The 21,970-nt window shown below is 74.0% G+C and carries 23 protein-coding genes, 1 tRNA gene, 1 other RNA gene and 1 pseudogene; 3 read left to right on the top strand and 23 right to left on the bottom strand.

Translation table 11 applies throughout. The annotated features are described in order from the left end of the window. Window positions 1–3 precede the first annotated feature (3 nt). The 6 genes from rdgB to clpS form a co-directional block, all read right to left on the bottom strand. Complete coding sequence (rdgB, locus tag IEY94_RS19810) at window positions 4–603, bottom strand: RdgB/HAM1 family non-canonical purine NTP pyrophosphatase (RefSeq protein ID WP_189171727.1); 600 nt, start codon at window positions 601–603, stop codon at window positions 4–6. Next, on the bottom strand, window positions 600–1,349 hold the full coding sequence (rph, locus tag IEY94_RS19805; protein WP_189171726.1) for a ribonuclease PH: 750 nt from the start codon (window positions 1,347–1,349) through the stop codon (window positions 600–602). The genes rdgB and rph overlap by 4 nt, the downstream gene beginning before the upstream one ends. 19 nt (window positions 1,350–1,368) lie before the next feature. Continuing rightward, window positions 1,369–2,115, bottom strand: coding sequence for an MBL fold metallo-hydrolase (locus tag IEY94_RS19800; protein WP_189171725.1), 747 nt, complete (start codon window positions 2,113–2,115; stop codon window positions 1,369–1,371). Continuing rightward, complete coding sequence (murI, locus tag IEY94_RS19795; protein ID WP_189171724.1) at window positions 2,112–2,927, bottom strand: glutamate racemase; 816 nt, start codon at window positions 2,925–2,927, stop codon at window positions 2,112–2,114. The genes IEY94_RS19800 and murI overlap by 4 nt, the downstream gene beginning before the upstream one ends. 106 nt (window positions 2,928–3,033) lie before the next feature. Continuing rightward, on the bottom strand, window positions 3,034–3,570 hold the full coding sequence (locus IEY94_RS19790) for a DUF2017 family protein (RefSeq protein ID WP_189171723.1): 537 nt from the start codon (window positions 3,568–3,570) through the stop codon (window positions 3,034–3,036). Next, the gene (clpS, locus tag IEY94_RS19785; protein ID WP_189171722.1) at window positions 3,546–3,893 is read right to left on the bottom strand and encodes an ATP-dependent Clp protease adapter ClpS; all 348 of its coding nucleotides are present in this window, start codon (window positions 3,891–3,893) and stop codon (window positions 3,546–3,548) included. The genes IEY94_RS19790 and clpS overlap by 25 nt, the downstream gene beginning before the upstream one ends. Before the next feature lie 80 nt (window positions 3,894–3,973). Here clpS and IEY94_RS19780 point away from each other — a divergent pair, with 80 nt between their 5' ends. Continuing rightward, complete coding sequence (locus IEY94_RS19780) at window positions 3,974–5,260, top strand: nicotinate phosphoribosyltransferase (protein WP_189171721.1); 1,287 nt, start codon at window positions 3,974–3,976, stop codon at window positions 5,258–5,260. A 10-nt stretch (window positions 5,261–5,270) separates the two neighbouring features. Then, the gene (locus IEY94_RS19775; protein WP_189171720.1) at window positions 5,271–5,825 is read left to right on the top strand and encodes an isochorismatase family protein; all 555 of its coding nucleotides are present in this window, start codon (window positions 5,271–5,273) and stop codon (window positions 5,823–5,825) included. A gap of 67 nt (window positions 5,826–5,892) precedes the next feature. Here IEY94_RS19775 and ctaD read toward each other — a convergent pair whose 3' ends face one another. From ctaD to IEY94_RS19735, 8 genes are all read right to left on the bottom strand, one after another. Beyond that, window positions 5,893–7,632: an aa3-type cytochrome oxidase subunit I gene (gene ctaD, locus IEY94_RS19770; RefSeq protein ID WP_189171719.1), complete on the bottom strand. Its 1,740-nt coding sequence runs from the start codon at window positions 7,630–7,632 to the stop codon at window positions 5,893–5,895. A 145-nt stretch (window positions 7,633–7,777) separates the two neighbouring features. Further along, the gene (locus IEY94_RS19765) at window positions 7,778–8,275 is read right to left on the bottom strand and encodes a DUF4383 domain-containing protein (RefSeq protein WP_189171718.1); all 498 of its coding nucleotides are present in this window, start codon (window positions 8,273–8,275) and stop codon (window positions 7,778–7,780) included. A gap of 90 nt (window positions 8,276–8,365) precedes the next feature. Beyond that, entirely contained in the window at window positions 8,366–9,724 is a 1,359-nt protein-coding gene (locus tag IEY94_RS19760) for a hypothetical protein (RefSeq protein WP_189171717.1), read from the bottom strand. A 410-nt stretch (window positions 9,725–10,134) separates the two neighbouring features. Continuing rightward, a tRNA-Ala gene (locus tag IEY94_RS19755) sits at window positions 10,135–10,207 on the bottom strand. Window positions 10,208–10,321: 114 nt separating this feature from the next. Further along, window positions 10,322–10,903, bottom strand: a complete 582-nt coding sequence (locus IEY94_RS19750) for a YqgE/AlgH family protein (protein WP_229784271.1) — start codon at window positions 10,901–10,903, stop codon at window positions 10,322–10,324. Window positions 10,904–10,911: 8 nt separating this feature from the next. Continuing rightward, window positions 10,912–11,265, bottom strand: a complete 354-nt coding sequence (locus IEY94_RS19745) for a VOC family protein (protein ID WP_189171716.1) — start codon at window positions 11,263–11,265, stop codon at window positions 10,912–10,914. Between the two features lie 105 nt (window positions 11,266–11,370). Beyond that, window positions 11,371–12,333: a hypothetical protein gene (locus IEY94_RS19740; RefSeq protein WP_189171715.1), complete on the bottom strand. Its 963-nt coding sequence runs from the start codon at window positions 12,331–12,333 to the stop codon at window positions 11,371–11,373. A 147-nt stretch (window positions 12,334–12,480) separates the two neighbouring features. Then, window positions 12,481–13,086, bottom strand: coding sequence for a DUF1360 domain-containing protein (locus tag IEY94_RS19735; protein ID WP_189171714.1), 606 nt, complete (start codon window positions 13,084–13,086; stop codon window positions 12,481–12,483). A gap of 166 nt (window positions 13,087–13,252) precedes the next feature. Here IEY94_RS19735 and IEY94_RS19730 point away from each other — a divergent pair, with 166 nt between their 5' ends. Next, window positions 13,253–13,570, top strand: a complete 318-nt coding sequence (locus IEY94_RS19730; RefSeq protein ID WP_229784270.1) for a hypothetical protein — start codon at window positions 13,253–13,255, stop codon at window positions 13,568–13,570. Between the two features lie 110 nt (window positions 13,571–13,680). Here the strand turns inward: IEY94_RS19730 and ssrA are convergent. The 9 genes and pseudogenes from ssrA to IEY94_RS19680 form a co-directional block, all read right to left on the bottom strand. Continuing rightward, window positions 13,681–14,057, bottom strand: a transfer-messenger RNA (tmRNA) gene (gene ssrA, locus IEY94_RS19725). A 1,340-nt stretch (window positions 14,058–15,397) separates the two neighbouring features. Next, a pseudogene (locus IEY94_RS24400) lies at window positions 15,398–15,676 on the bottom strand (SRPBCC family protein); the annotation flags it as partial. Between the two features lie 16 nt (window positions 15,677–15,692). Next, window positions 15,693–16,169, bottom strand: a complete 477-nt coding sequence (gene smpB, locus IEY94_RS19710) for an SsrA-binding protein SmpB (RefSeq protein WP_189171781.1) — start codon at window positions 16,167–16,169, stop codon at window positions 15,693–15,695. Between the two features lie 106 nt (window positions 16,170–16,275). After that, on the bottom strand, window positions 16,276–16,812 hold the full coding sequence (locus tag IEY94_RS19705) for a GNAT family N-acetyltransferase (RefSeq protein WP_189171713.1): 537 nt from the start codon (window positions 16,810–16,812) through the stop codon (window positions 16,276–16,278). A gap of 38 nt (window positions 16,813–16,850) precedes the next feature. Beyond that, window positions 16,851–18,113: a M23 family metallopeptidase gene (locus IEY94_RS19700; RefSeq protein WP_229784269.1), complete on the bottom strand. Its 1,263-nt coding sequence runs from the start codon at window positions 18,111–18,113 to the stop codon at window positions 16,851–16,853. A 158-nt stretch (window positions 18,114–18,271) separates the two neighbouring features. After that, the gene (ftsX, locus tag IEY94_RS19695) at window positions 18,272–19,153 is read right to left on the bottom strand and encodes a permease-like cell division protein FtsX (protein ID WP_189171712.1); all 882 of its coding nucleotides are present in this window, start codon (window positions 19,151–19,153) and stop codon (window positions 18,272–18,274) included. 74 nt (window positions 19,154–19,227) lie between these two features. Further along, on the bottom strand, window positions 19,228–19,908 hold the full coding sequence (gene ftsE, locus IEY94_RS19690; RefSeq protein ID WP_189171711.1) for a cell division ATP-binding protein FtsE: 681 nt from the start codon (window positions 19,906–19,908) through the stop codon (window positions 19,228–19,230). A gap of 146 nt (window positions 19,909–20,054) precedes the next feature. Continuing rightward, window positions 20,055–21,176 (bottom strand): peptide chain release factor 2, encoded by a 1,122-nt coding sequence (gene prfB, locus IEY94_RS19685; RefSeq protein WP_189171710.1) that lies wholly within the window; start codon window positions 21,174–21,176, stop codon window positions 20,055–20,057. Between the two features lie 111 nt (window positions 21,177–21,287). Then, window positions 21,288–21,794 carry a PadR family transcriptional regulator gene (locus IEY94_RS19680; RefSeq protein ID WP_189171709.1) on the bottom strand — a complete coding sequence of 169 codons (507 nt, stop codon included), beginning with the start codon at window positions 21,792–21,794 and terminating at the stop codon, window positions 21,288–21,290. Window positions 21,795–21,970 lie beyond the last annotated feature (176 nt).

Raw genomic sequence — 21,970 nt, 5'->3', positions numbered from 1 at the left:
GGGTCAGGGGGTGGCGAGGTGGGCGGCCAGGGCGCGGAAGGCGGCGCCGCGGTGGCTGATCGCGTCCTTCGCCGCCGGCGCCAGCTCCGCGTTGGTCAGCTCCCGGCCGTCCGCGAGGAAGATCGGGTCGTACCCGAACCCGCCCGTCCCCCGCCGCGCCCCCAGCAGCCGCCCGCGCAGCTCCCCGTGCCACACGTGCTCGCCGCCGCCCGGGTACACCAGCGCCGCCGCGCAGACGAACGCCGCGCCCCGGTGCGGGTCGGCCACGTCGCCCAACTGCGCCAGCACCAGGTCCAGGTTGGCGTCGTCGTCGCCGTGCCGGCCGGACCAGCGGGCGGAGAAGATGCCCGGCATGCCGTTCAGCGCGTCCACGGCCAGGCCGGAGTCGTCGGCCACCGTGGGCAGGCCCGTGTGCCGGGCGCCCTCGCGGGCCTTGAGCAGCGCGTTGTCCGCGAATGTCAGGCCGGTCTCCGGCACCTCGTCGTACGCCGGCACCTCGTCCAGCCCGACCAGCGTGACGGCCGCCGCCCCCGGCGCGGCGTCGAGGATGCGGCGCAGCTCGGTGAGCTTCTTGGCGTTGCGAGTGGCCAGCAGCAGCTTCACGCCGGGACCGCCAGCACCGCCGCCTGGGCCGCGGTGAGGTCGGCGCAGCCGCCGACGGCGAGGTCGAGCAGCGCGTCCAGGTCGCGCCGGCCGAACACCGCGGCCTCGCCGGTGCCCTGCACCTCGACGAAGTCGCCGGTACCGGTGCAGACCACGTTCATGTCGACGTGCGCGGCGGCGTCCTCCACGTAGCACAGGTCCAGCCGCGGCTCGCCGTCGATGACGCCGACGCTGACCGCGGCGACCGAGCGGGGCAGCGCGGTGGCCGGGTCGCCGGCGAGCGCGTTGCGCGCGCCCAGGTACGAGACGGCGTCGTGCAGCGCGACGTACGCGCCGGTGATCGCCGCCGTCCGGGTGCCGCCGTCGGCCTGGAGGACGTCGCAGTCGAGCACGACGGTGTTCTCGCCGAGGGCCTTGAAGTCGACGCAGGCGCGCAGGCTGCGCCCGATCAGCCGGGAGATCTCCTGCGTCCGGCCGCCCGGCCGCCCGCGCACGCTCTCCCGGTCGGACCGGGTCGTGGTGGCCCGCGGCAGCATCGCGTACTCGGCGGTCACCCAGCCGAGGCCGGTGCCCTTGCGCCAGCGCGGCACGCCCTCGGTGACGCTGGCCGTGCACAGTACCCGGGTGTCGCCGAACTCGACCAGCACCGACCCCTCGGGGTGGATGCTCCACTTCCGCCGGAGGGCGACGGGGCGGAGCTGGTCGGGGCGGCGGGCGTCCGGGCGCGCGGACACGGGTGGGGTCATGCCGCCGACTCTACGCCGGTCAGACGTCGTACCGGGCGCCCGGGCGGGCGATGTGGACCTCGCCGTCGAACGCCGCCGACGCCGCCGCGTGGGTCTCCGACTCACTCCCCCAGGCGGCGACGAGGTGGGTCAGGACCAGCCGGCGCACGCGCGCCTCGGCGGCGATCCCGCCGGCCTCGCCGCCGGTCAGGTGCAGGCCGGGCGGGTTGTCCCGGCCGTCCAGGTAGCTGGCTTCGCAGAGGAACAGGTCGGCGTCGGCGGCCAGCCGGGTCACCGCGTCGCAGCGGGCGGTGTCGGCCGAGTACACCAGCACCCGCCCGTCGTGCTCCAGCCGGACGCCGTACGTCTCCACCGGGTGCTCGACCCGGTCCACCGTCACGGTGAACGGGCCGATCGGGAAGGTCCCCGGCTTGAGGTCGTGGAAGGTGTACACGTCGTCGACCGCGCCCTCCTCCGGCCCGTACGCCTGCATGATCCGCTTCTCGGCGGCGGCCGGGCCGTACAGCGGGATGGGCGGGCGGGCGCCGGCCGGGTCGTACCGGCGGACGACGACGTACGTGCACGCGTCGAGCATGTGGTCGCAGTGCAGGTGGCTCAGCACGATCGCGTCGACGCTGTGCAGCCCGGCGTACCGTTGGAGCGCGGCGAGCGACCCGTTGCCGAAGTCGAGCAGCAGCCGGTACCCGTCGGCCTCGACCAGGTACGCCGAGCATGCCGACTCGGGGCCGGGGAAGCTGCCCGCGCAGCCGAGCACAGTCAATCTCATCCGGTGGCCTCCGCCAGCGCGGCGACCGGGGCGGCCGCCAGGAACCCCGCGCCGAGGAAGCGGCGCGCCAGCCGGCCGAACGCGGCAGCGTCGCCGGTGGTGAGCAGTCGATGGACCGGTGGTGGCGCGTCCACCGGGCGCAGCAGTTCCCCCCGGGTGAGGACCCGGTACAGCTCGCGGGCCGTCTCGTCGGCGCTGGACACGAGCGTGACCTCGTCGCCCATGACCAGGCCGAGCAGGCCCGCCAGCAGGGGGTAGTGGGTACAGCCGAGGATCAGCGTGTCGACCCCGGCCCGCTGGAGCGGCTCCAGGTAGCCGCTGGCCAGCCCGAGCAGCGCCCGCCCCGACGTGACGCCCCGCTCGACGAAGTCGACGAACTGGGGGCACGCGGCGCTGCTGACCGTGACGTGCGGGGCGGCGGCGAACGCGTCGGCGTACACCCCGCTGGCCACGGTGACGGCGGTGCCGATCACCCCCACCCGCCCGTTGCGGGTGGCCACCGCGGCCCGCCGGACCGCCGGCCGGATCACCTCCACCACCGGTATGTCGTACCGCTCCCGGACGTCGTGCAAACATGCCGCGAGGGCGCTGTTACACGCGATGACCAGGGCCTTCACGTCCCGGGCGACCAGTTGGTCGATGGCGTGCAGGGCGTACCGGCGGACGTCGGCGATCGGCTTCGGCCCGTACGGCACGTGCGCGGTGTCGCCCAGGTAGAACACCGACTCGTGCGGCAGCAGGTCGACGACGGCGCGGGCCACCGTCAGCCCCCCGACGCCGGAGTCGAAGATCCCGATAGGCGCGTCCGTCACGGTGCGCAGCCTACGCCGCGGCCCGCCGCCGGCCTACAGACGGCACCGGGTCCCCGTACGGAGGGCAAGGGGCGGCGGGCGGGACAGCGCATGCGGGCGGCGGCGGTCAGTCGGTGAGAGCGTCGAGCAGGCTCTCCTGCAGGAAGCCGAGGTAGGCGTAGACGGAGAGCTGGAAGGCCAGCGGGGCGGTCGGCTGCTGCCGGGCGGCGGCGTCGATCTCGACGGCGAGGTCCGTGTCGGCGTCGATGCCGAGCCGGACGGCGAGCGCCAGCCGCAGGTCGGTCAGGCCGCGCAGCCAGGCGTCCGCGGCACCCGGGTCGAGCCGCAGCTCGCCGTGCTCGGCGCCGCCCAGCCCGGCGAGGACGATGCCGGCGGAGTCCAGCTTCTCGGCCTTCAGCTCGCTCTCGGTGTACCGGCGGTACTCGGCGGCGTCCCGCGGCCGGTCCGGGTACGGGTCGGGGAACAGCCGGCGGACCACCGGGTCGTTGTGGTCCGGGCGGGCCGAGAGCAGCTCGACCAGTTCGGTGGTGACCCGGCGCAGCACCCGGACCTCGTCGACCGCGAAGGACGCGACGCACTCGTCGCCGTCGCGCCGGAAGACCGTGACGACCTCACCGCTCACTGCTTGTCCACCGTCGCCCACAGACCGTGGGCGTGCAGCCGGGAGGCGTCGTACTCCATCCGTTCGCGGGCGCCGTGCGACACGACGGCCTTGCCGCGGTGGTGGACGTCGAGCATCAGCTCCTCGGCCCGCTCGCGGCTGTAACCGAAGATCTTCTGGAACACCCATGTGACGTACGTCATCAGGTTGACCGGATCGTCCCAGACGACCGTTCGCCACACCGCGTCCAGCGGCGCGGCGCCGGCCGTCTCCGCGCGCGGCGCGACCTGCGGCGCGGTCGGCGCGGCGGTCGGTGCCTGCGACGCGGCGGCGATCGGGGGCGGGGCATGCAGCGGCGACGCCATACCCACCATGGTGCCATGATGGGGCCGCGCCGGCAGCCTCGGGCGGGCGCCGGAACGGGCGGCCGCACTATCGTGGATCGGTGACGTCGCGTACCCCGGCCCTGCTGACCGACCACTACGAGCTGACGATGGTCGGCGCCGCCCGGGCGGACGGCACGGCCGACCGGCGCTGCGTCTTCGAGGTCTTCGCCCGGCGCCTGCCCGCCGGCCGCCGGTACGGCGTCGTGGCCGGCACCGCGCGGCTGGTCGAGCTGCTGCGCGACTTCCGGTTCGACCCGGCGGCGGTGGCGTTCCTGCGCGACCACGGGGTGGTCGACGGGCCGACGGCCGAGTGGCTCGCGGGGTACCGGTTCAGCGGCGACGTCGACGGCTACGCCGAGGGCGAGCTGTACTTCCCGGGCTCGCCGATCCTGACGGTGTCCGGCACGTTCGCCGAGTGCGTGCTGCTGGAGACGCTGGTGCTCAGCGTGCTGAACCACGACTGCGCGATCGCCGCGGCGGCGGCCCGGATGGTGACCGCCGCGCGCGGCCGGGGCCTGATCGAGATGGGCTCGCGGCGCACCCACGAGGAGGCGGCGGTGGCCGCGGCCCGGGCGGCGTACCTGGCCGGCTTCACCCACACGTCGAACCTCGCCGCCGGCGCCCGGTACGGCATCCCGACCGCCGGTACGGCCGCGCACGCGTACACGCTGCTGCACGACGACGAGCCGGCGGCGTTCGCCGGGCAGGTGGCCCGGCTGGGGCCGGACACGACGCTGCTGGTCGACACCTACGACATCAGCCAGGGCATCCGCAACGCGATCGCGGCGGCCGGCACCGGGCTGCGGGCGATCCGGATCGACTCCGGCGACCTGTCGGTGCTGGCCCAGCACTCGCGCGAGCTGCTCGACTCGCTCGGCGCCACCGAAACGAAGATCATCGTTTCGGGTGACCTGGACGAGAACGCGATCGCGGCGCTGGCCGCCGAGCCGGTCGACCTGTACGGCGCCGGCACCGCCGTCGTCACCGGCTCGGGGGCGCCGACGGCCGGGCTGGTGTACAAGCTGGTCGAGGTCGAGGGGCGGCCGGTGGTGAAGCGGTCGGAGAACAAGGCCACGATCGGCGGCCGCAAGACGGCGGTCCGCCGGCACAAGCCGACCGGTACGGCGACCGAGGAGATCGTCGTCCCGCGCGGCGTGCCCGACCACCGCCCGCACGACCGGCTGCTCCAGCACTCGTACGTCATCGGCGGCGAGCCGGCGCCGCTGCCGACGCTGGCCGACTCGCGGGCGCACCTGCGGCAGTGCCTGATCTCGATCCCGTGGGAGGGCCTGAAGCTGTCCGCCGGCGACCCGGCCGTCCCGGTGACGCTCGTCCCCGCGACCTGAGGAGGCAACCATGCGCGCGCTGGTGATCGTGGACGTGCAGAACGACTTCTGCGAGGGGGGCTCGCTGGCCGTGGCCGGCGGCACCGCGGTGGCCGAGCGGCTGACCGCGCTGCTGGCCGCCGAGCCGGGCCGGTGGGACCATGTGGTCGCCACCCGGGACCACCACATCGACCCGGGCGACCACTTCAGCGAGACCCCGGACTACGTGGACTCGTGGCCGCGGCACTGCGTCGTCGGCACGCCGGGGGTGGATCTGCACCCGGCGCTGGCCACCGACCGGGTGGAGGGGGTCTTCGACAAGGGCGAGTACGCCGCCGCGTACTCCGGCTTCGAGGGCGAGGCCGACGGCGTCGGCCTGGCCGCCTGGCTGCGGGTGCGCGGCGTGACCGCCGTGGACGTCGTCGGCATCGCCACCGACCACTGTGTCCGGGCGACCGCGCTGGACGCGGCGGCGGCCGGCTTCGCCACCACCGTGCTGCTGGAGCACACCGCCGGCGTCGCGCCGGACACCACCGAGCGGGCGCTGGCGGCGCTGCGCGCGGCGGGCGTGACCCTCACCCCCTGACCACACGGAAACTGACCACACGGAAACGCCCCGCGGACGCGACGTCCGCGGGGCGTTTCCGTTCGGGCTACTTGAGGTTGATGTTGAAGTCGCCGCCGGCGGTGGCGTCCTCGCCGCCGATCGCCTCGTCGCCCACGTCGTCGGCCGAGCGCTCGACGGCGTACGGGGCCAGGTGCGGGAACTTCTCGTCGAACGCCGGCCGCTCGGAGCGGATCCGCGGCATCCGGTCGAAGTTGCGCAGCGGCGGCGGGCAGGTGGTGGCCCACTCCAGCGAGTTGCCGTACCCCCAGGGGTCGTTGACCGTGACGACCTCGCCGGCCCGGTACGACTTCCACACGTTGTACAGGAACGGCAGCGTCGACAGGCCGAGCACGAACGCGCCGATCGTGGAGATCGTGTTCAGCGTGGTGAAGCCGTCGCTGGGCAGGTAGTCGTAGTACCGCCGCGGCATGCCCTGCGTACCCAGCCAGTGCTGCACCAGGAACGTGGTGTGGAAACCGATCATGGTGAGCCAGAAGTGCACCTTGCCGAGCCGCTCGTCGAGCATCCGGCCGGTCATCTTCGGGAACCAGAAGTAGATGCCCGAGTACACCGCGAACACGATCGTGCCGAACAGCACGTAGTGGAAGTGCGCGACGACGAAGTACGAGTCCGAGACGTGGAAGTCGATCGGCGGGCTGGCCAGCAGGACGCCGGAGAGGCCGCCGAACAGGAACGTCACGAGGAAGCCGAGCGCGAACAGCATCGGCGACTCGAACGTGATCTGCCCGCGCCACATCGTGCCGATCCAGTTGAAGAACTTCATCCCCGTCGGTACGGCGATCATGAAGCTCAGGAAGCTGAAGAACGGCAGCAGCACCTGGCCGGTGGCGAACATGTGGTGCGCCCACACGCTCATCGACAGGCCGGCGATGCCGATGGTCGCGGCGACCAGGCCGGTGTACCCGAAGATCGGCTTGCGGCTGAACACCGGGAAGACCTCGGAGACGATGCCGAAGAACGGCAGCGCGACCACGTACACCTCGGGGTGGCCGAAGAACCAGAACAGGTGCTGCCAGAGCATCGGCCCGCCGTGCGCGACGTCGTACACGTGGGCGCCGAGGTTGCGGTCGGCCAGCAGCGCGAACAGCGCGGCGGCGAGCAGCGGGAAGACGAGGATGACCAGCAGGCTGGTGACGAGGATGTTCCAGGTGAAGATCGGCATCCGGAACATCGTCATGCCGGGCGCGCGCAGGGTCAGGATCGTGGTGATCATGTTGACCGCGCCGAGGATGGTGCCGAGGCCGGACAGCGCCAGGCCGACGATCCACATGCTCGCGCCGGTGCCCGGCGAGTGCTGGACGTTGGACAGCGGCGTGTACGCGAACCAGCCGAAGTCCGCCATGCCGCCGGGGCTGACCGCGCCGCCGAGGGTGATCAGGCCGCCGAACAGGTACAGCCAGTACGCGAAGGAGTTCAGCCGCGGGAACGCCACGTCCGGCGCGCCGATCTGGATCGGCGTGATGTAGTTGGCGAACGCGAACACGATCGGCGTGGCGAAGAACAGCAGCATGATCGTGCCGTGCATCGTGAAGAGCTGGTTGAACTGCTCCGGGGACAGGAACTGCCCGCCCGGCCGCGCCAGCTCGGCCCGCATGAACAGGGCCATCACGCCGCCGACGAGGAAGAAGCCGAACGCGGTGATCATGTACATGATCCCGATCTGCTTCGCGTCCGTCGTCCGCAGGATGCGGGCGAACGCCGAGCCCTTGACCGCGCCCCGCACCGGCCACGGCCGGGCCACGATGGGCCGCGGTTCGAAGCTCATGCTGTTCTCGGTGGTCACTGGGCCTCCGGTGTGTGCTCGTTGTCCCGCAGTGGATACCCCCCGGCCGACGAGGTGTACCCGACGACGCAGAATAGCCCGCCGGGGGACCCCCGGCGGCACGGGGTGCGCGGCCGGCCGCCCGGGCTCACCCGGACTCCGCCCGGTCCCCGGCCGGGTCCGCCGCCGGCCGCCGGGCGAGCGCCGCGTACGGCCGCTCGGCCCCCCGACCCACCATGATCATGCCAAGTCCGAGGGCCAGGTGGAGCAGGTCGCCGGCCGTGTCCGACGGCAGCACGTTCGCCGCTGCCCCATCGGGCAGGACCAGCCCCCACACGCCGGCGAGCACGCCCAGGCCGCCGACGCCGAGCAGGTAGTACCGCGGCGCGTACCGCTCCCGGCTCACCATCAGCCCGAGCAGCCCGAGCAGCAGGTGCAGGGCGTTGTGCAGGACGGACACGCGCGCGACGCCGAACAGCCGCGCCGCCGACCCGGGCCCGGCCAGCGCGAGCCGGTCCATGTCCGCGGTCACGCCGGGGACGAAGCCGGCCACCCCGAGGACGAGCAGCAGCACGGCGACGCCCAGCGTCGTGCGCCGGACCACCGCGCGGTCGCGGTCGGTGGCGCCGGGCCGCGGAGCGGACATGCCGTGCACCTCGCCGGGGTCGGGTCGATCAACGGACGCTGACTGCCCGCGGAGCGGTCGGACAAACCACCCATAGCGGGCCGGTGACGCTCACTCGGCGATCGCCAGGACGCCCGCGTTGTTGATCGCGTCGCCGTCCTCGCCGAGCACCAGGTCCGCGTCGTCGGTGACCAGCTCCGCCCGCCCGGCCGCGCCGGGCTCGACCCGGTCGATCCGGACCGTGAACACGATCTCCTCGATGTCCCCGGCGGCGAGCACGGCCTCCGAGCTGTAGCAGCGGTACGTGCGGCCGCGCGGCGGGTCGCAGAACGCGTCCGGCTCCTCCACCACCGTCACGCCCGGCGGCAGGGTGATGTCCACGGCGGCCACGGCGGTGTCCTCGTCCAGCGTCTCCAGGTCGGCGGGGCCGTGGTTGGCCAGCGTCGTGGTCAGCTCGACGGCGTCGCCGGCCCGGCCGCGCACGGCGCTGCCGACCACCGCCACGTCCGCGGCGTGCCGGCCGGTGACCGCGACGAACACGCGCGAGACGTTGCCCGGCACCGCGGTGTCCCCGCGGCGGGCGGGCGGGCCGCCGCGCACCGCGGCCAGGGTCAGCTCGGCCCCGCCGCCGAGCCGCACGTCGGCGCGCGGCGTCAGGTCGTCGGCGGCCTCGTCCAGCGTCTGCCAGGTGACCCGGCTGAGCTGCCGGCCCGGCGCGTGGGCGTTGCCGTCCACCCACATCGGCACCTCGGTCCGGTACGCCCGGCCGGGCGCCAGCTCGGTCGGGAAGACGCAGCTCAGCAGGTACCCGTCGGCGTCGTACCGGCAGTTGCGGAAGTCGGTCTCGGCGGAGTCGACGTTGTAGCTGCCGTCGAACCGGGCCACCACCCCGTCCACCGGCTTGCGCCCGTTGTTGCGCACCTCCAGCGCGCGCACGAAGCCGCTGTCCGGCGCCGCCCGCACCTCCTCGTCCGCCCCGGCGACGAGGTCCACGTGCTCGACCACCCGGACCTTCGAGCCGGTGGTGACGCTCCCGATCCGCGGGTCGGCCAGCGTCGTCGTGATCGACCCGACCGCGCCGACCCGGGCGCCCGGCAGCGCGGTCAGCGTCACCCGGGGCAGCACGTCGCCCTCGCCGTACAGGTCCCAGTCCGGCGGCAGCGCGCAGACCAGCCGCGTGCCGGCGGCCGTGCAGGAGTGCCAGTCGTCGTCGGCGGCGGCGATCCGGACCAGCCCCGCGGCCCGGCGCAGGTCGAACGTGACGACCGCGCGGTCCAGCGTGACGAACCGGCCGCGGGTGTCCACGGTCACCCGCGCCCGGCGGGCGGGCGCGCCGGGCGCCACGGCGGCGGCGCCGACGGAGATGTGCACCTCGGCCTGCGTCGGCGCGGCGGACGCCGTCACCGGCCCGATCACCGTGGCGATCAGGCCCAGCAGGATCAGTGCGTGCCCGATGGGCGGTGTGCGCATCGGCCACATCCTTTCCGCGGAGAGCTTCTCGCCGTCAAAGGCTAGCGAGCGGCACCGACGAACGGGAGTGACGGGGGTCGATAACAGTGGCTCGCCCGGAATGTCCGACCGGACAGGCACAAAAAGGCACTACCGGCAGGGGGAATCGGTCCTCCGGGCGCTGACCTCGGAGGATCCGGAAGCGGTGGAGCTCCGGCAGAACTCGCCGTTCGCAGGCGTGCTCTCACCGGATCAGCGGCAGCGGGTCCCGACGTCCTTCGGGCGCGCGGACGCGGCTCCGGGGCTGGATCGCGCCGTACCTGCCCGGCGCCACCGGCTCCCGTTGATCGGGTCCGGGCGCTGAGCGGTTCCGGAAAGCAGTCGACGCCCCGATCGGATGACCGGAGCGTCGGACCCTTGCTCGTTTCGGGTGGAGCCGAGGGGACTCGAACCCCTGACCCCCACACTGCCAGTGTGGTGCGCTACCAGCTGCGCCACGGCCCCCCAAATGTCCGCTCTCGCGGGCACTCGGAAATAGTACACACACCCGACCCACCCGCGGGCGGGGGGCCGCCGATGCCCGGTTCGCCTCACGCCCGCGGACGGGGAAGGAGGTGCCTAGTTCGTCGCCGGGTCGGCCGGGAAGTGCGCGACCGCGGCCAGCATCCCGCCCTGCCGGCGCAGCACCATCGGCCACAGGTCGTCCGGGCGCCCGGCCAGCGGGTCGCCGGGCAGCGCGTCCAGGACGAACCACGAGCCCTCGGCGATCTCCTCCTCCAACTGGCCGGCCGACCAGCCGGAGTACCCGGCGAACACCCGGATGCCGACCAGCGCGCCGGCCAGCGCCGCCGGGTCGGCGGAGAGGTCGACGGTACCCAGCGCCCCGGCGACCGCCTGGAACCCGGACGGCGGGGTGGTGTCGGGCTTGGTCCGGGCCAGGCAGATCGCCGAGTCCGGCTGGACCGGCCCGCCCTCGAACAGCACGCCCGGCTCGGTGGCCAGCGCCTCCCAGCCGTCCAGCACCTCGCTGACCGGTACCTCGGTGGCCCGGTTCAGCACCACGCCCAGGGCGCCGTCGCCCTCGTGCGCGACGAGCATCACGACGGTACGGTCGAAGTTGGGGTCCTTGAGCGCGGGCGCCGCCACCAGGAGCCGTCCGGTCAGCGACTCCATCCGGCGCCCGAGGCGCGGCTGCTCCATGGCCACCCCTACCCGCTCTGGCCGACGCAGAACTCGTTGCCCTCCGGGTCGGTGAACACCGTCCAGCCCAGCCCCGGTACGGCATGCTCGGCGACCACCGTCGCGCCGAGGTCGGTGAGTCTCTTCGCCTCGGCGGCGCGATCGTCGGCGTGGAAGTCGATGTGGACGCGGTTCTTCCCGGCCCGCGGCTCGTCGACGCGCTGGAGCCCGATCCGGAGGCCGTCGTCCGCGCCCGGCGCGAGCACGAGGAACTCGCCGCCGAAGTCGTCGGCCACCGTGTACCCCGCGGCGGCCGTCCAGAATGCCGCGAGGCGCCGGGGGTCCCGGCAGTCGATGGTCACCATGCGCGCACTCAGAGCCATGCCACGCACCATAGCCTGCCGGCGCGGCCACGCGGGGTGCCCACCGGGTTACCCGGCCGCTCCGCGCGTGATCGGACGGCGGTCCGCCCGGTCGGGTGTCCCCCGTCAGCCGCTGCGGCGCCCCGGCGTGAGCAGGCGGCCGCTGTGCGCGTCGAGCACCGGGCGGTCGCCCAGCGGCGCGCGCAGCGTCGCCACCACGGCGTGCGCGGCGAGCTGGCGGGTGCACCCGCCGGTGCCGCGGGTCGCGGTCGCGCCGAGCACGACCACGTCCTCGGCCTCCGTGACCGACGGCTTGATGTTGCGGTCGCAGACGCTGCCGTTGGCGGTGAACGTCACCCGGCCGCCCTCGGCGGCCAGGATCCGGTCGACCGACATCAGCGCCGCCGGCGGGTCCTCGGCCGGCACGTTCGGCACCGTCGTGATGGACGCCGGGTCGACGGCCACCCGGGCGACGTCGCCGCCGAGTTCGGGCACGGTGAAGAACCACGCCGGTACGGCGGCGGTGCCGCGGCTGGTCCGCAGGTCGACGGTCCCGTACCGGGCGCCGGTCACCGTCAGCGGCCGGCACGGCGGCGCGGCGGGCGTCCGTTCGGGGAGGCGGGCCTTGTCGTACGTGCGGCAGGCCGGCGGCTGGCCGGAGGCCAGCTCCCGGTACGCCTCGACGCCGAGCTGGACCGGCACCTCCATCGTCCCGCCGTCGTGGAAGGTGATCGTGCCGCGCCGGCCGGGCACCTCGCGGGGCATCGAGAAGGCGAGCGTGTACCAGCCGTTGTCGAAGGCCACCCGGCTCTCCCGGGTGAACCGGGCGCCCGCGGGCGGCACGCTCAGCCCCTGCAGTGGGACGAAGCCGGTCCGCCAGACCTGCTGGCCGGGGCCGGCCCGCCAGCCGGCGATCAACGCGGCCGTACGGGTGGTGGGGCTGGCTGCCGGGCTCGGGCTGGCGGTCGGCGCGGGGTCGCCGCCGCCGGCGCCCGGGGCGGCGGCCTGCGGGGTGGCGCAGCCGGCCAGCAGCGCGGCGGCGACCGGTACGGTCCATAGCCGCGCCCGCACGGACACTCGTATGCTCATGAATCCTCCGACGGTCGCTTCAGCCCCATGGTTCCCCGTGACCCCGGCGTTACCCCCCGCGACCCGCCGCCACACCGACCACCTCAAACGAGACAAAAACTCCACCGGCGGAGGTGTCGACCGCCGCGCCGGTATCCCCGACCGGGCTCAGTCGCTTTCGGACTCGGCCGCGCGCTCCAGGGCGCCGTATGCGAGGTGCAGGAAGTCGGCCCCCGCGACGGCGGTCAGCGCGCCCGCGAGGACGCGGGTGGGCCGCGGGGCCAGGAGCAGCCCGGCCGTCAGGCCGGTGCAGACCCAGACGCCGAGGCAGAAGGGGCAGGTGATCAGCTCGCCGACGGCGCGGCCGACGGGATGGCGCAGGCGGGGCTCCTCCATGACCTCGGCGGGGCCGGCGGGCTCGACGAACCGGACGAACGGCGCCCGCAGCGGACTGGTGATCGAGGACTTGGCCAGCAGCCGGCTGAGCTTGTGCGTGGCGGCCGCCAGCAGGGCGATGTCCGCCGCGCCGAGCCGGCGCGGCACGCCGGGCCGGCCGGCGCGGACCGCGACCGCCAGCGCCGCCACCACGGCCGAGTAGGCGGCCAGCTCGCCGACGTACCCGGACAGGGGCCGGGGCCGGCCGCCCCGGTACGCCGCGGACACCTGCCGCGCGACCCCGGTCAGCCGCTCGACCAGGGCCGGGCGGCGGGGCGGTGCCGGTACGGCCGCGGTATAGCGGCCGGCGTCCGGTGCGCGATCGGCGCGGGTGGGCATGGGGGGCTCCTCGACTTCGGGTGCGGCGCTTCGGGCCGGCGCGGCGAACGCGCTCGCGGTTGCCTTTCCCGGCCCCCGCCCGCCCCACACCCGGCGGTCGCGCGAGGTTTGGTCGCTGGCGCCCGCCGGGAACGTCGGGGGAAACGCTCTGCTGAGAGGACGGCCCATGGACACCAGCACACCGCCGGCCCGGGTGTCCGACGGCGCGCACGTCGCCGTCGGCATGACCGTCGTGGACTCCGCCGGCGCCGGGGCGGGAACGGTCGCCGCCGTCCAGCCGCCCGGCACCCAGGTCCGCCCCGACACGGTCACCCCGGCCGCCGAGCACCTCATGGCCGTCGGGTACGTGCGCATCGACGGCAGCGGGGCGCTGTCCAACGACACCTTCGCCGCCGGCGACCAGATCGCGGGCAGCACCGACGGGGAGCCGGGTGTGGTCACCCTCAGCGTCCCGCGCGGGGAGCTGCACCGAGCAGCCCCCTGAACCCGCCCCGCGGGCTGAACCCGGACATCTTTGCTGGAAGCGGTATAGAGACCGATACGGCGCGACAACGACAGCGGCGGCCCCACCCGATCGGGTGGGGCCGCCGCTGCTGGTGGAGGTGCCGGGAATCGAACCCGGGTCCTCCGTAGTTTCGTCAGGGCTTCTCCGAGCGCAGCTCGCTATGCCTCTACTCGGCCCCTCCGATCACGCGAGCGAGTCGGTGTGGCGGGCCCAGTCGCTGATTGATCTCGCCCTCGTACCCCCGCGACCGGAGTACTCGGGCCAGCCCTCTGAATGATGCCGGCAACCGGGCCGAAGGCGGTCCCGGACCGGCAGCTCGCTCTGGCTACCGTCAGGCAGCGAGAGCGAAGCGCGCAGCGTTAGGCTTGGCGCTTATTGGTTTCCGACGATCGATTATCGAGACGACGTCGGCTTCCTCGGCTCGCTTCCCCTGTCTCCACGTACGGAGTCGAAACCAGTCACCCCCTCGCGTGGTGCATCGGTATAAGCGTAGCGCCCCCGTCCACCGGGTTCCCCGCCCTCCCCGGCCTGGCACGGCGCGCCGTTCACCGTACAGCCGGCGATCTCCACGCCGCGGCCGCGCAGGGTGAACCGGAAGGCGACGGCGTCGTTGGCCGGCACGGCCTCGTTGCCGCGGGAGCGGAACTCGACCCGGTTGCCGTCCACGGTCGCGGTGGCGTTGCGCACGTCCTTGACCTCGACCTCCTCGGACAGCGTGATCACCACCCGCCAGCCCGTCGCCGGGTTGTCGGTGAGGTTGCCGACCATGACCTCGGTCCGCCGGCCCTCGGTGTGGTACGCCGCGCCGAAGGTCACCCGCGGCCGGCCGTTGCCGGGGTCCGGGCGCCCGTTGCCGGGGTCCGGGCCCGGTCGGGTCGGGTCGGGTCGGTGCGGCCGGGGGTCGGGGTTGCCCGGCTGCGGGCCGCCCGCGCCGGCGCCCCCGGTGCTCGGCGCCGCGGCGGGGGTCGGCCGGCGCCCGGTCAGGCCGCTCGGGTCGGTGGAGACCTCGGCCCGGCCGACGCCGCCGGAGCCGGCGACCGGCCGGCCGTCCGGCCCGCCGGCGGCGCCGAGGCTGCTCAGCAGGCCCGGCGCGGCGAAGAACAGCGCGCCCGCGGTGGCGGACACGGCCAGCACGGCGCCGATGCCGGCGCCGACGACGGCGTACCGGCGGCGCTCGCGGTGCAGGTTCGGCGCGGGGGCGGCCGGCTCGGGGGCGGGCTCGCCGCGGCCGCCGGTGGTGGGCTCGACCCACGGCCCGTTCGTCCACTGGCCGGGGGCGGCGGCGTACGGGTCGGCGGGCCCGTACGGGTCGCTCGGCGGCTCCAGCCCGTCGTCGGCGGCGTACGGGTCGGCCGGCTGGCCGAACCCCTCGTCGGCGAACCCGTCGTCGGCGGGCTCCGGCCGGTCGTCGTCGGCCGGGTCGGGGTACGGCTCGGCGTCCGCGGCGGCGACGGCGGCCATCCGCCAGGCCAGCGGCGGGACCGCGTCGGCGCGCGGCGAGATGCCCAGCCCGTACCCGGTGTCGGTCAGGCCGCCGAAGTCCTCGACCCGCCCGCCGCGGCGGGCGGCGAGCGCCAGCGCCGCGGACTCCTCCCCCGGCTCGTCCGCGGCGCCCGCCCCGGCGGGGACCGCGGCCGGGCCGAGCGCCCACACCGGGACCGGCGCGGTCAGGCCGGACGCCAGCCGCTCCAGCATGGCGGGAAGCCGGGTGCGCAGCAGCAGCGCGTACGTCTGCCGCAGATCGGCCTGCCGGTCGAAGCCCTGCACGCCGAAGAAACCGTTCTGCCGCAGGCTCAGCGTGCAGCCGTCGTCGCTGGGCGTGATCTCCCAGGTCACACTGGACTGCGCCGCGTCCTCCTTCCACGCCAGCACGAGCAGGCGCGGGGCGACGAACTGCCGGACCTCGACCGCGATCGGGCCGGCGAAGCCGGCCAGGCCGTGCGGGGTGAAGGTGCAGTTGCCGCCGGGGGTCGGCGCCGCGTCCGTGGCCATGAACCAGGCGCTGAGGACCGATGGGTCGGTCAGCGCCCGCCAGACCCGGTCCGGCGGGTGCCGGAGTGCGGTGTCGATGACAATCTCGGCCATCCGCACAGCATAGATGTCAGCCCATCCCCTTGCGGAACCGTCCCAACGCCCGGGAAATTTCGCGTTGCGCGTCGCGCTTCGCGAGGTCCTGCCGCTTGTCGTACGCCTTCTTGCCGCGGGCCAGTCCGATCTCGACCTTCGCCCAGCCGTCGGCGAAGTAGACCTGTAGCGGGACCAGCGCGTACCCGCTCTCCCGGACCTTGCCGACGAGCTTGTCGATCTCCATGCGCTTGAGCAGGAGCTTGCGGGTCCGGCGCGGCTCGTGGTTGGTCCAGGTGCCCATCGCGTACTCGGGGATGTGCATCCCGTACAGGTACAGCTCCCGGCCGCGCTCCTGGGCGAACGCGTCGACCAGCGACGCCCGCCCCGCCCGCAGCGACTTGACCTCGGTGCCGGTCAGCGACAGCCCGGCCTCGTAGGTATCCAGGATCTCGTAGTCGTGCCGGGCACGCTTGTTGGAGGCGACGACCTTGCGCCCCTTCTCCCGCGGCACCGCGCTCACCGACCTCTCGTCCCGCACACGATCGTCCCGCACCCGCGATCGTCCCGTGCCTGCGATCGTCCCGTGCCCGCCGAGCCGACGCACCGGCCGGGCAACTCTACCCGCCGGCCGGTGGGCGGGCGACGAACGACTCCAGGGTGACGCCGTACCAGCGGTCGGTCGGGCCCAGCGGCGCCATCCCGAGCCGGCGGGTGACCGCGATCGAGGCCGCGTTGTCGGCGTACACCACGGCGTACACCGCCGGCAGCCCCGCGGCGAACGCCCGGTCCAGCAGCGCCCGGCCCGCCTCGGTGGCGTAGCCGCTGCCCCACGAGTCGGGGTGCAGGTGCCAGCCGACCTCGACGTCCGGGCCCGTCGCGCCGTCGCTGCGCGGCAGCACCTTGAGCAGCGCGGTGCCGACGACCAGGCCGGTGTCCCGGCGCTCCAGCGCCCACACGCCGCACGGGTGCGCGCTGTCGGCGTTGCGCTGCCGGTACGAGGCCACCCGCTCGCGCGCCCCGGCCAGCGAGGTCAGCGGCGCCGGCGGGCTGCCCAGCCAGCGGGACACCTCGTCCCGCCGGTACAGGTCGTACGCCCGCTCGGCGTCGGCGTCGGCCCACTCCCGCGCGCGCAGCCGCGCCGTCCCGAAGCCCATGCCGCGACCGTACCGGCGCGGGCCGCCGCCCGGGCGGTTCAGCAGAGGCAGCGGGGCAGGTAGTCGAGCGGCTCCACCGGGCTGCCGTCGATCCGCACCTCGAAGTGCAGGTGGTACCCCGTGGACGCCCCGGTCGTGCCGACCCGCCCGATGACCTGGCCGGCGCGCACCCACTGGCCCGCGTGCACCAGGATCGCCGACTGGTGGCCGTAGCAGGTGCTGACCGCGTGGCCGCGGCGCACGCCGTGGCCGATGCAGGTGTAGTTGCCGTACCCGCCGTTCCAGCCGGCGTTGATCACCTGGCCGGTGCTCGCGGCCGCGATCGGGGCGCCGCCGGGCGCGGCCAGGTCGACGCCGGCGTGGAGCTGCCACACCCCGTAGAACGGGTCGAACCGGTTGCCGAAGTCGCTGCTCTTCCAGCCGTTGACCGGCATGACCAGGCGTGCCCCGGCGCGCAGCACCCGCCGGCCGCCGCCGCTGCCCGCGGGGGCGGACCAGGCCCGCAGCCGGGCGGCGATGCGCCGCTCCTCGGCGCGCAGGGCGGCGTACCGGGCGAGGCTCGCCCGCCGCTCCCGCCGGGCGACGCCCAGCGCGGCGGTCCGGGTGTCGACCAGGTCGGCGACGGCCGCCGCGGCGGACTCGGCCGCGACCTCGGCGTCGCGGGCGGTCGCCAGCGCGGCCTCGGCCCGCTGCCGGGCGGCGTCGGCGGTACGGCGCAGCAGCTCGGCGGCGTTGGCCGCCTGCCGGGCGGCGCGGCGGGCGGTCAGCAGGACGTCGACCGCCTGCCGCTGCTCGGTCATGATCCGGTCGGCGTACCCCGAGCGGACCGCGAGGTCCTGCGGCGAGCGGGCGTCCAGCAGCGCGTTGAACGTGACCACGCCCGCGCCCCGGTAGGTCAGGCTGATCATCCGGCTGGCCCGGCCGCGGGCGGCGGTGACCCCGGCGGCGCGGCGGGCGTACCGGTCCTCGGCGGCGGCGACCCGGCCGGCGGCGCGGCGGGCCTCGCGGCGGGCGGTGGCGGCGCCGGCGGCGGCCGCGGCGACCTGCCCGCGGGCGGTGGCCACCCGGAGCCGGGCGGCCGGCAGCGCGGCGCTGGCGGCGGCGAGCCGCTGCGCGGCGGCCTGCGCCCGCGCGGTGGCGCCCTCCAGCACCGAGGACGCCCGGACGGCGTCCCGGCGCGCCCGGTCGGCCTCGGCAGCGGGGTCGGCGCGGCCGGGGGCGGCGGCGCCGAGGGCGGCGGCGGTGACGGCGGCGCACAACAGCGCGGCCGACCGCAGCCACCGCTCGTTGCGCACCCGCACGTCCGGACCTCCCACTCCTCGCGCGTGTCTCGCACGTTACGGAGTCACATCCGTCAGTTCCGGCACTTCCGGCGAATCCAGCATCACCATTGCCCGATGACGCAGCGGGCCGGATCCCACGGAGGACCCGGCCCGCTGGCTGTCGGAGCTTTTCGGCGTCAGACCCGCAGGTAGAAGCGCAGGGTGACCCAGGCGGTGACCGCGCTGACGATGGTGCCGACGCCGGCCATCAGCCCGAACGCCTCCCACACGGTCTGCCAGTTCACCGGCGTGAGCAGCTCGGTCAGCGACTGGAGCGAGCCCTGGAACAGCAGGAACTGCGCGACGACCAGCGCGAGGAAGGCCAGCAGCGCGCCGGCGATGCCGGCGAAGATGGCCTCCAGGACGAACGGCGACTGGATGAACCAGTTCGAGGCGCCGACCAGCTTCATCACCGCGACCTCGCGGCGCTTGTTGTACGCGGCGACCTGGATCGTGTTGCCGACCAGCATGAGCGCGGCCAGCGCCATGATCGTCGCGGCGACCAGGGCGAGCTTCTGCACGGCGCCGAGGATGGTGAAGATCTTGTCCAGCAGCCGGCGCTGGTCGACGATCTGGTCGATGCCGGGCTGGCCGTTGTACTTGTTGAACACCTGCTCGAACTGCTGCGGGTCCTTCAGCTTGACCCGGAACGACTCGGGCAGGTCCTGCGCGGTGACGGCGCTGACCAGGTCCGGCGCGTCGCTGAAGATCCGCTTGAAGTTCTCCAGCGCCGCCTCCTTGGTCTCGTGGACCGTGTCCTGCGGGCGGACCAGCGGGTCGCCGTCGAGCTGCGCGCGCAGGCTGCTGCGCTGCTCCTCGGTGATGTTCTGGGAGAGGAAGATGGAGACTTCCAGCTTCGCGTAGTAGTAGTCCTCCATCTGTCCGACCTGGCGGTACATGATGTAGCTCGCGCCGACCATGGTCAGGGACACCGCCATGGTAATGATCATGGCGACGGTCATCGTCACGTTGCGCCACAGTCCGACCAGTACCTCGGACAGGACGTACTTCGCGCGCATCGGGCTTTCCTTCCGTTGCGATCCGCGGCGCCGGGGCGGGCTCCGGGCCGGGCGGTCTGTGGTGGTCGAACGCCTCAGCCGTAGACGCCGCGGGCCTGGTCGCGGACGATCCGGCCGGTATCGATCTCGATGACGCGGCGACGCATCTGATTAACGATGTTCGAGTCGTGCGTGACCATCACGACGGTGGTACCCGTGCGGTTGATCCGGTCGAGCAGGCGCATGATCTCCACCGACGTGTCCGGGTCCAGGTTTCCGGTCGGCTCGTCGGCGAGCAGGATCAGGGGGCGGTTGACGAACGCGCGGGCGACCGCCACCCGCTGCTGCTCGCCGCCGGACAGCTCGTGCGGGTACCGGTGCTCCTTGCCACCGAGCCCGACCAGCTCCAGCACCTCGGGCACGACCCGGCGGGCGACCGCCTTGGTCTTGCCGATGACCTCCAGGGCGAACGCGACGTTCTCGTACGCCGTCCGGTTCGGCAGCAGCCGGAAGTCCTGGAAGACGCAGCCGATGGTCCGGCGGAACGCCGGGATCCGCCAGGACCGCATCGAGGTGACGTCCTTGCCGTTGACCACGACCCGGCCGGCGCTGGGGCCGATCTCGTGCAGCAGCAGCTTGATGATTGTCGACTTGCCGGACCCGGACGGCCCGATGAAGAAGACGAACTCGCCCTTCTCGATGCCGACGCTCACGTCGTCCAGCGACGGCCGCGACGCCTTGGGGTACGTCTTCGTCACACGCTCGAGCTGAATCACGGGAGTGGAGTCTACGCGGTGTCACGGGGCTGCCAAGTCGGGCAACGCCGGATCGACCCGGATGCGTGCCGTGACCGGGATGTTCACTACGTTCGGTAGTGCTGAGGTGCCGTTCGGCTCATCGCGCGGGCCGGTCGGGGCCCGGCTCAGCCGTCGGCGCCGGCGATCTGCCGCTGCTTGCGCCAGCGGATGCCGGCCTCGATGAAGGAGTCCAGGTCGCCGTCGAAGACGTTGGACGGGTTGCCGGTCTCGTGCTCGGTCCGCAGGTCCTTGACCATCTGGTACGGGTGCAGGACGTACGAGCGCATCTGGTCGCCCCAGGAGCCGGCGGCGTCGGCCTTCAGGCCCTCCATCTTGGCCTGCTCCTCCTGCCGCTTGCGCTCCAGCAGCCGGGCCTGGAGCACCCGCATGGCGCTGGCCTTGTTCTGCAACTGGGACTTCTCGTTCTGGCAGGTGACCACGATCCCGGTCGGGACGTGGGTCAGCCGGACCGCCGAGTCGGTGGTGTTGACCGACTGGCCGCCGGGGCCGGACGAGCGGTACACGTCCACCCGGATCTCGTTCTCCGGGATGTCGATGTGGTCGGTCTGCTCGACCACCGGCAGCACCTCGACGCCGGCGAAGCTGGTCTGCCGGCGGCCCTGGTTGTCGAACGGGCTGATCCGGACCAGCCGGTGCGTGCCCGACTCGACACTGAGCGTGCCGTACGCGTAGGGGGCCTTCACCGCGAACGTCGCGGACTTCAGCCCGGCCTCCTCGGCGTACGAGGTCTCGAACACCTCGGTCGGGTAGCCGTGCCGCTCGGCCCAGCGCAGGTACATCCGCATCAGCATCTCGGCGAAGTCGGCGGCGTCCACGCCGCCGGCGCCGGCCCGGATGGCGACCAGGGCCTCGCGGGCGTCGTACTCGCCGGACAGCAGGGTCCGGACCTCCATCTCCTCGATGGCCTTGCCCAGCGCGACCAGCTCGCTGCCGACCTCGGCCAGCGAGCCGGCGTCGTCCTCGGCCTCGCTCAGCTCCAGCAGCACGCCGGCGTCGTCCAGCCGGGAGCGCAGGCTCTCCAGCTTGCCGATCTCGCCGCTGACGTACGCCAGCTTGGACGTGACCTCCTGGGCCCGGGCCTGGTCGTCCCACAGGTCGGGCGCGGACGCGCGCTCCTCCAGCTCGGCCCGCTCCCCGCGCAGCCGGTCGATGTCGAGGACGGCCTCGATGTTGCGCAGGGTGGCGTCGAGGGCCTTGATGGTGTCGGCGGGGTCAGCAGCGGTCACAGCCGCCCAGCCTACCGGCACGGGGCGCCGGTACCGGGGCCGGTCGACCCGCACCGACGCCGGACGGGCCGCCGGCGCGCGTGCGCCCGCGGCCCGTCCGTGGCGGATGGGTCAGACGGTTTTGAGCCAGCTCAGCGCGGCCTTGTGGTACGCCACGGCGAACTCCAGCGCCGAGGCGCCGTGCTCGTCGCCGGCCTTGCGGGCCTCCTTGGCCTGCTCACGAACCCGGCCGACGGCGTCGGTGTGGTACTCCTGCGCGCCGTCCTTGAGCTGCTTGAGCTGGGTGGCGCTGTGCTGCTGGGCGAACGCGACGCGCAGCGCGGTCGGGTTGCGCAGCGCGTCGCGGCCGGGCTGCTCGCTGAGCCACTTGCTGAACGCGCGCTTGCCGGCGGCCGTGATCGCGTACGGCTGGGAGGAGCGCGGGCCGGGCTTGCCGAGCCGGACGTAGCCGAGGTCGGCCAGGACCGGCAGCTCCCGGTACACCTGGCTGCGGGTCATCGACCAGTACGGGCCGAGCCGGCGCTCGGCCTCGGCCATGAGCTGGCCGCCGGTCATCGGACCGCTGTGCAGCAGACCCAACAGGGCAGCAGCGGTCGGGTTGATTCCAGAATCTGCCATGTCTCCAAATTGCCATGATTCAGGAGCTAGGTCCAGGATATCCGATTTTTTGCTTTTGGCGTTTTCCGCAGTGGACTGTCAACGCCCGACAGTCTGCACAGGACCCCTCTCCCCCAAGAGTGACAAACGACCCTCTTTAGGGTATTTCACCCGGTTTGCCTTGGGCGGGTCGGCGG

It is taken from the genome of Pilimelia anulata, from assembly GCF_014647895.1.
GTDB lineage: Bacteria > Actinomycetota > Actinomycetes > Mycobacteriales > Micromonosporaceae > Pilimelia > Pilimelia anulata.
The sequence above is the reverse complement of the archived record's forward strand: the minus strand, read 5'-3'. Positions and strand labels throughout refer to the sequence as shown.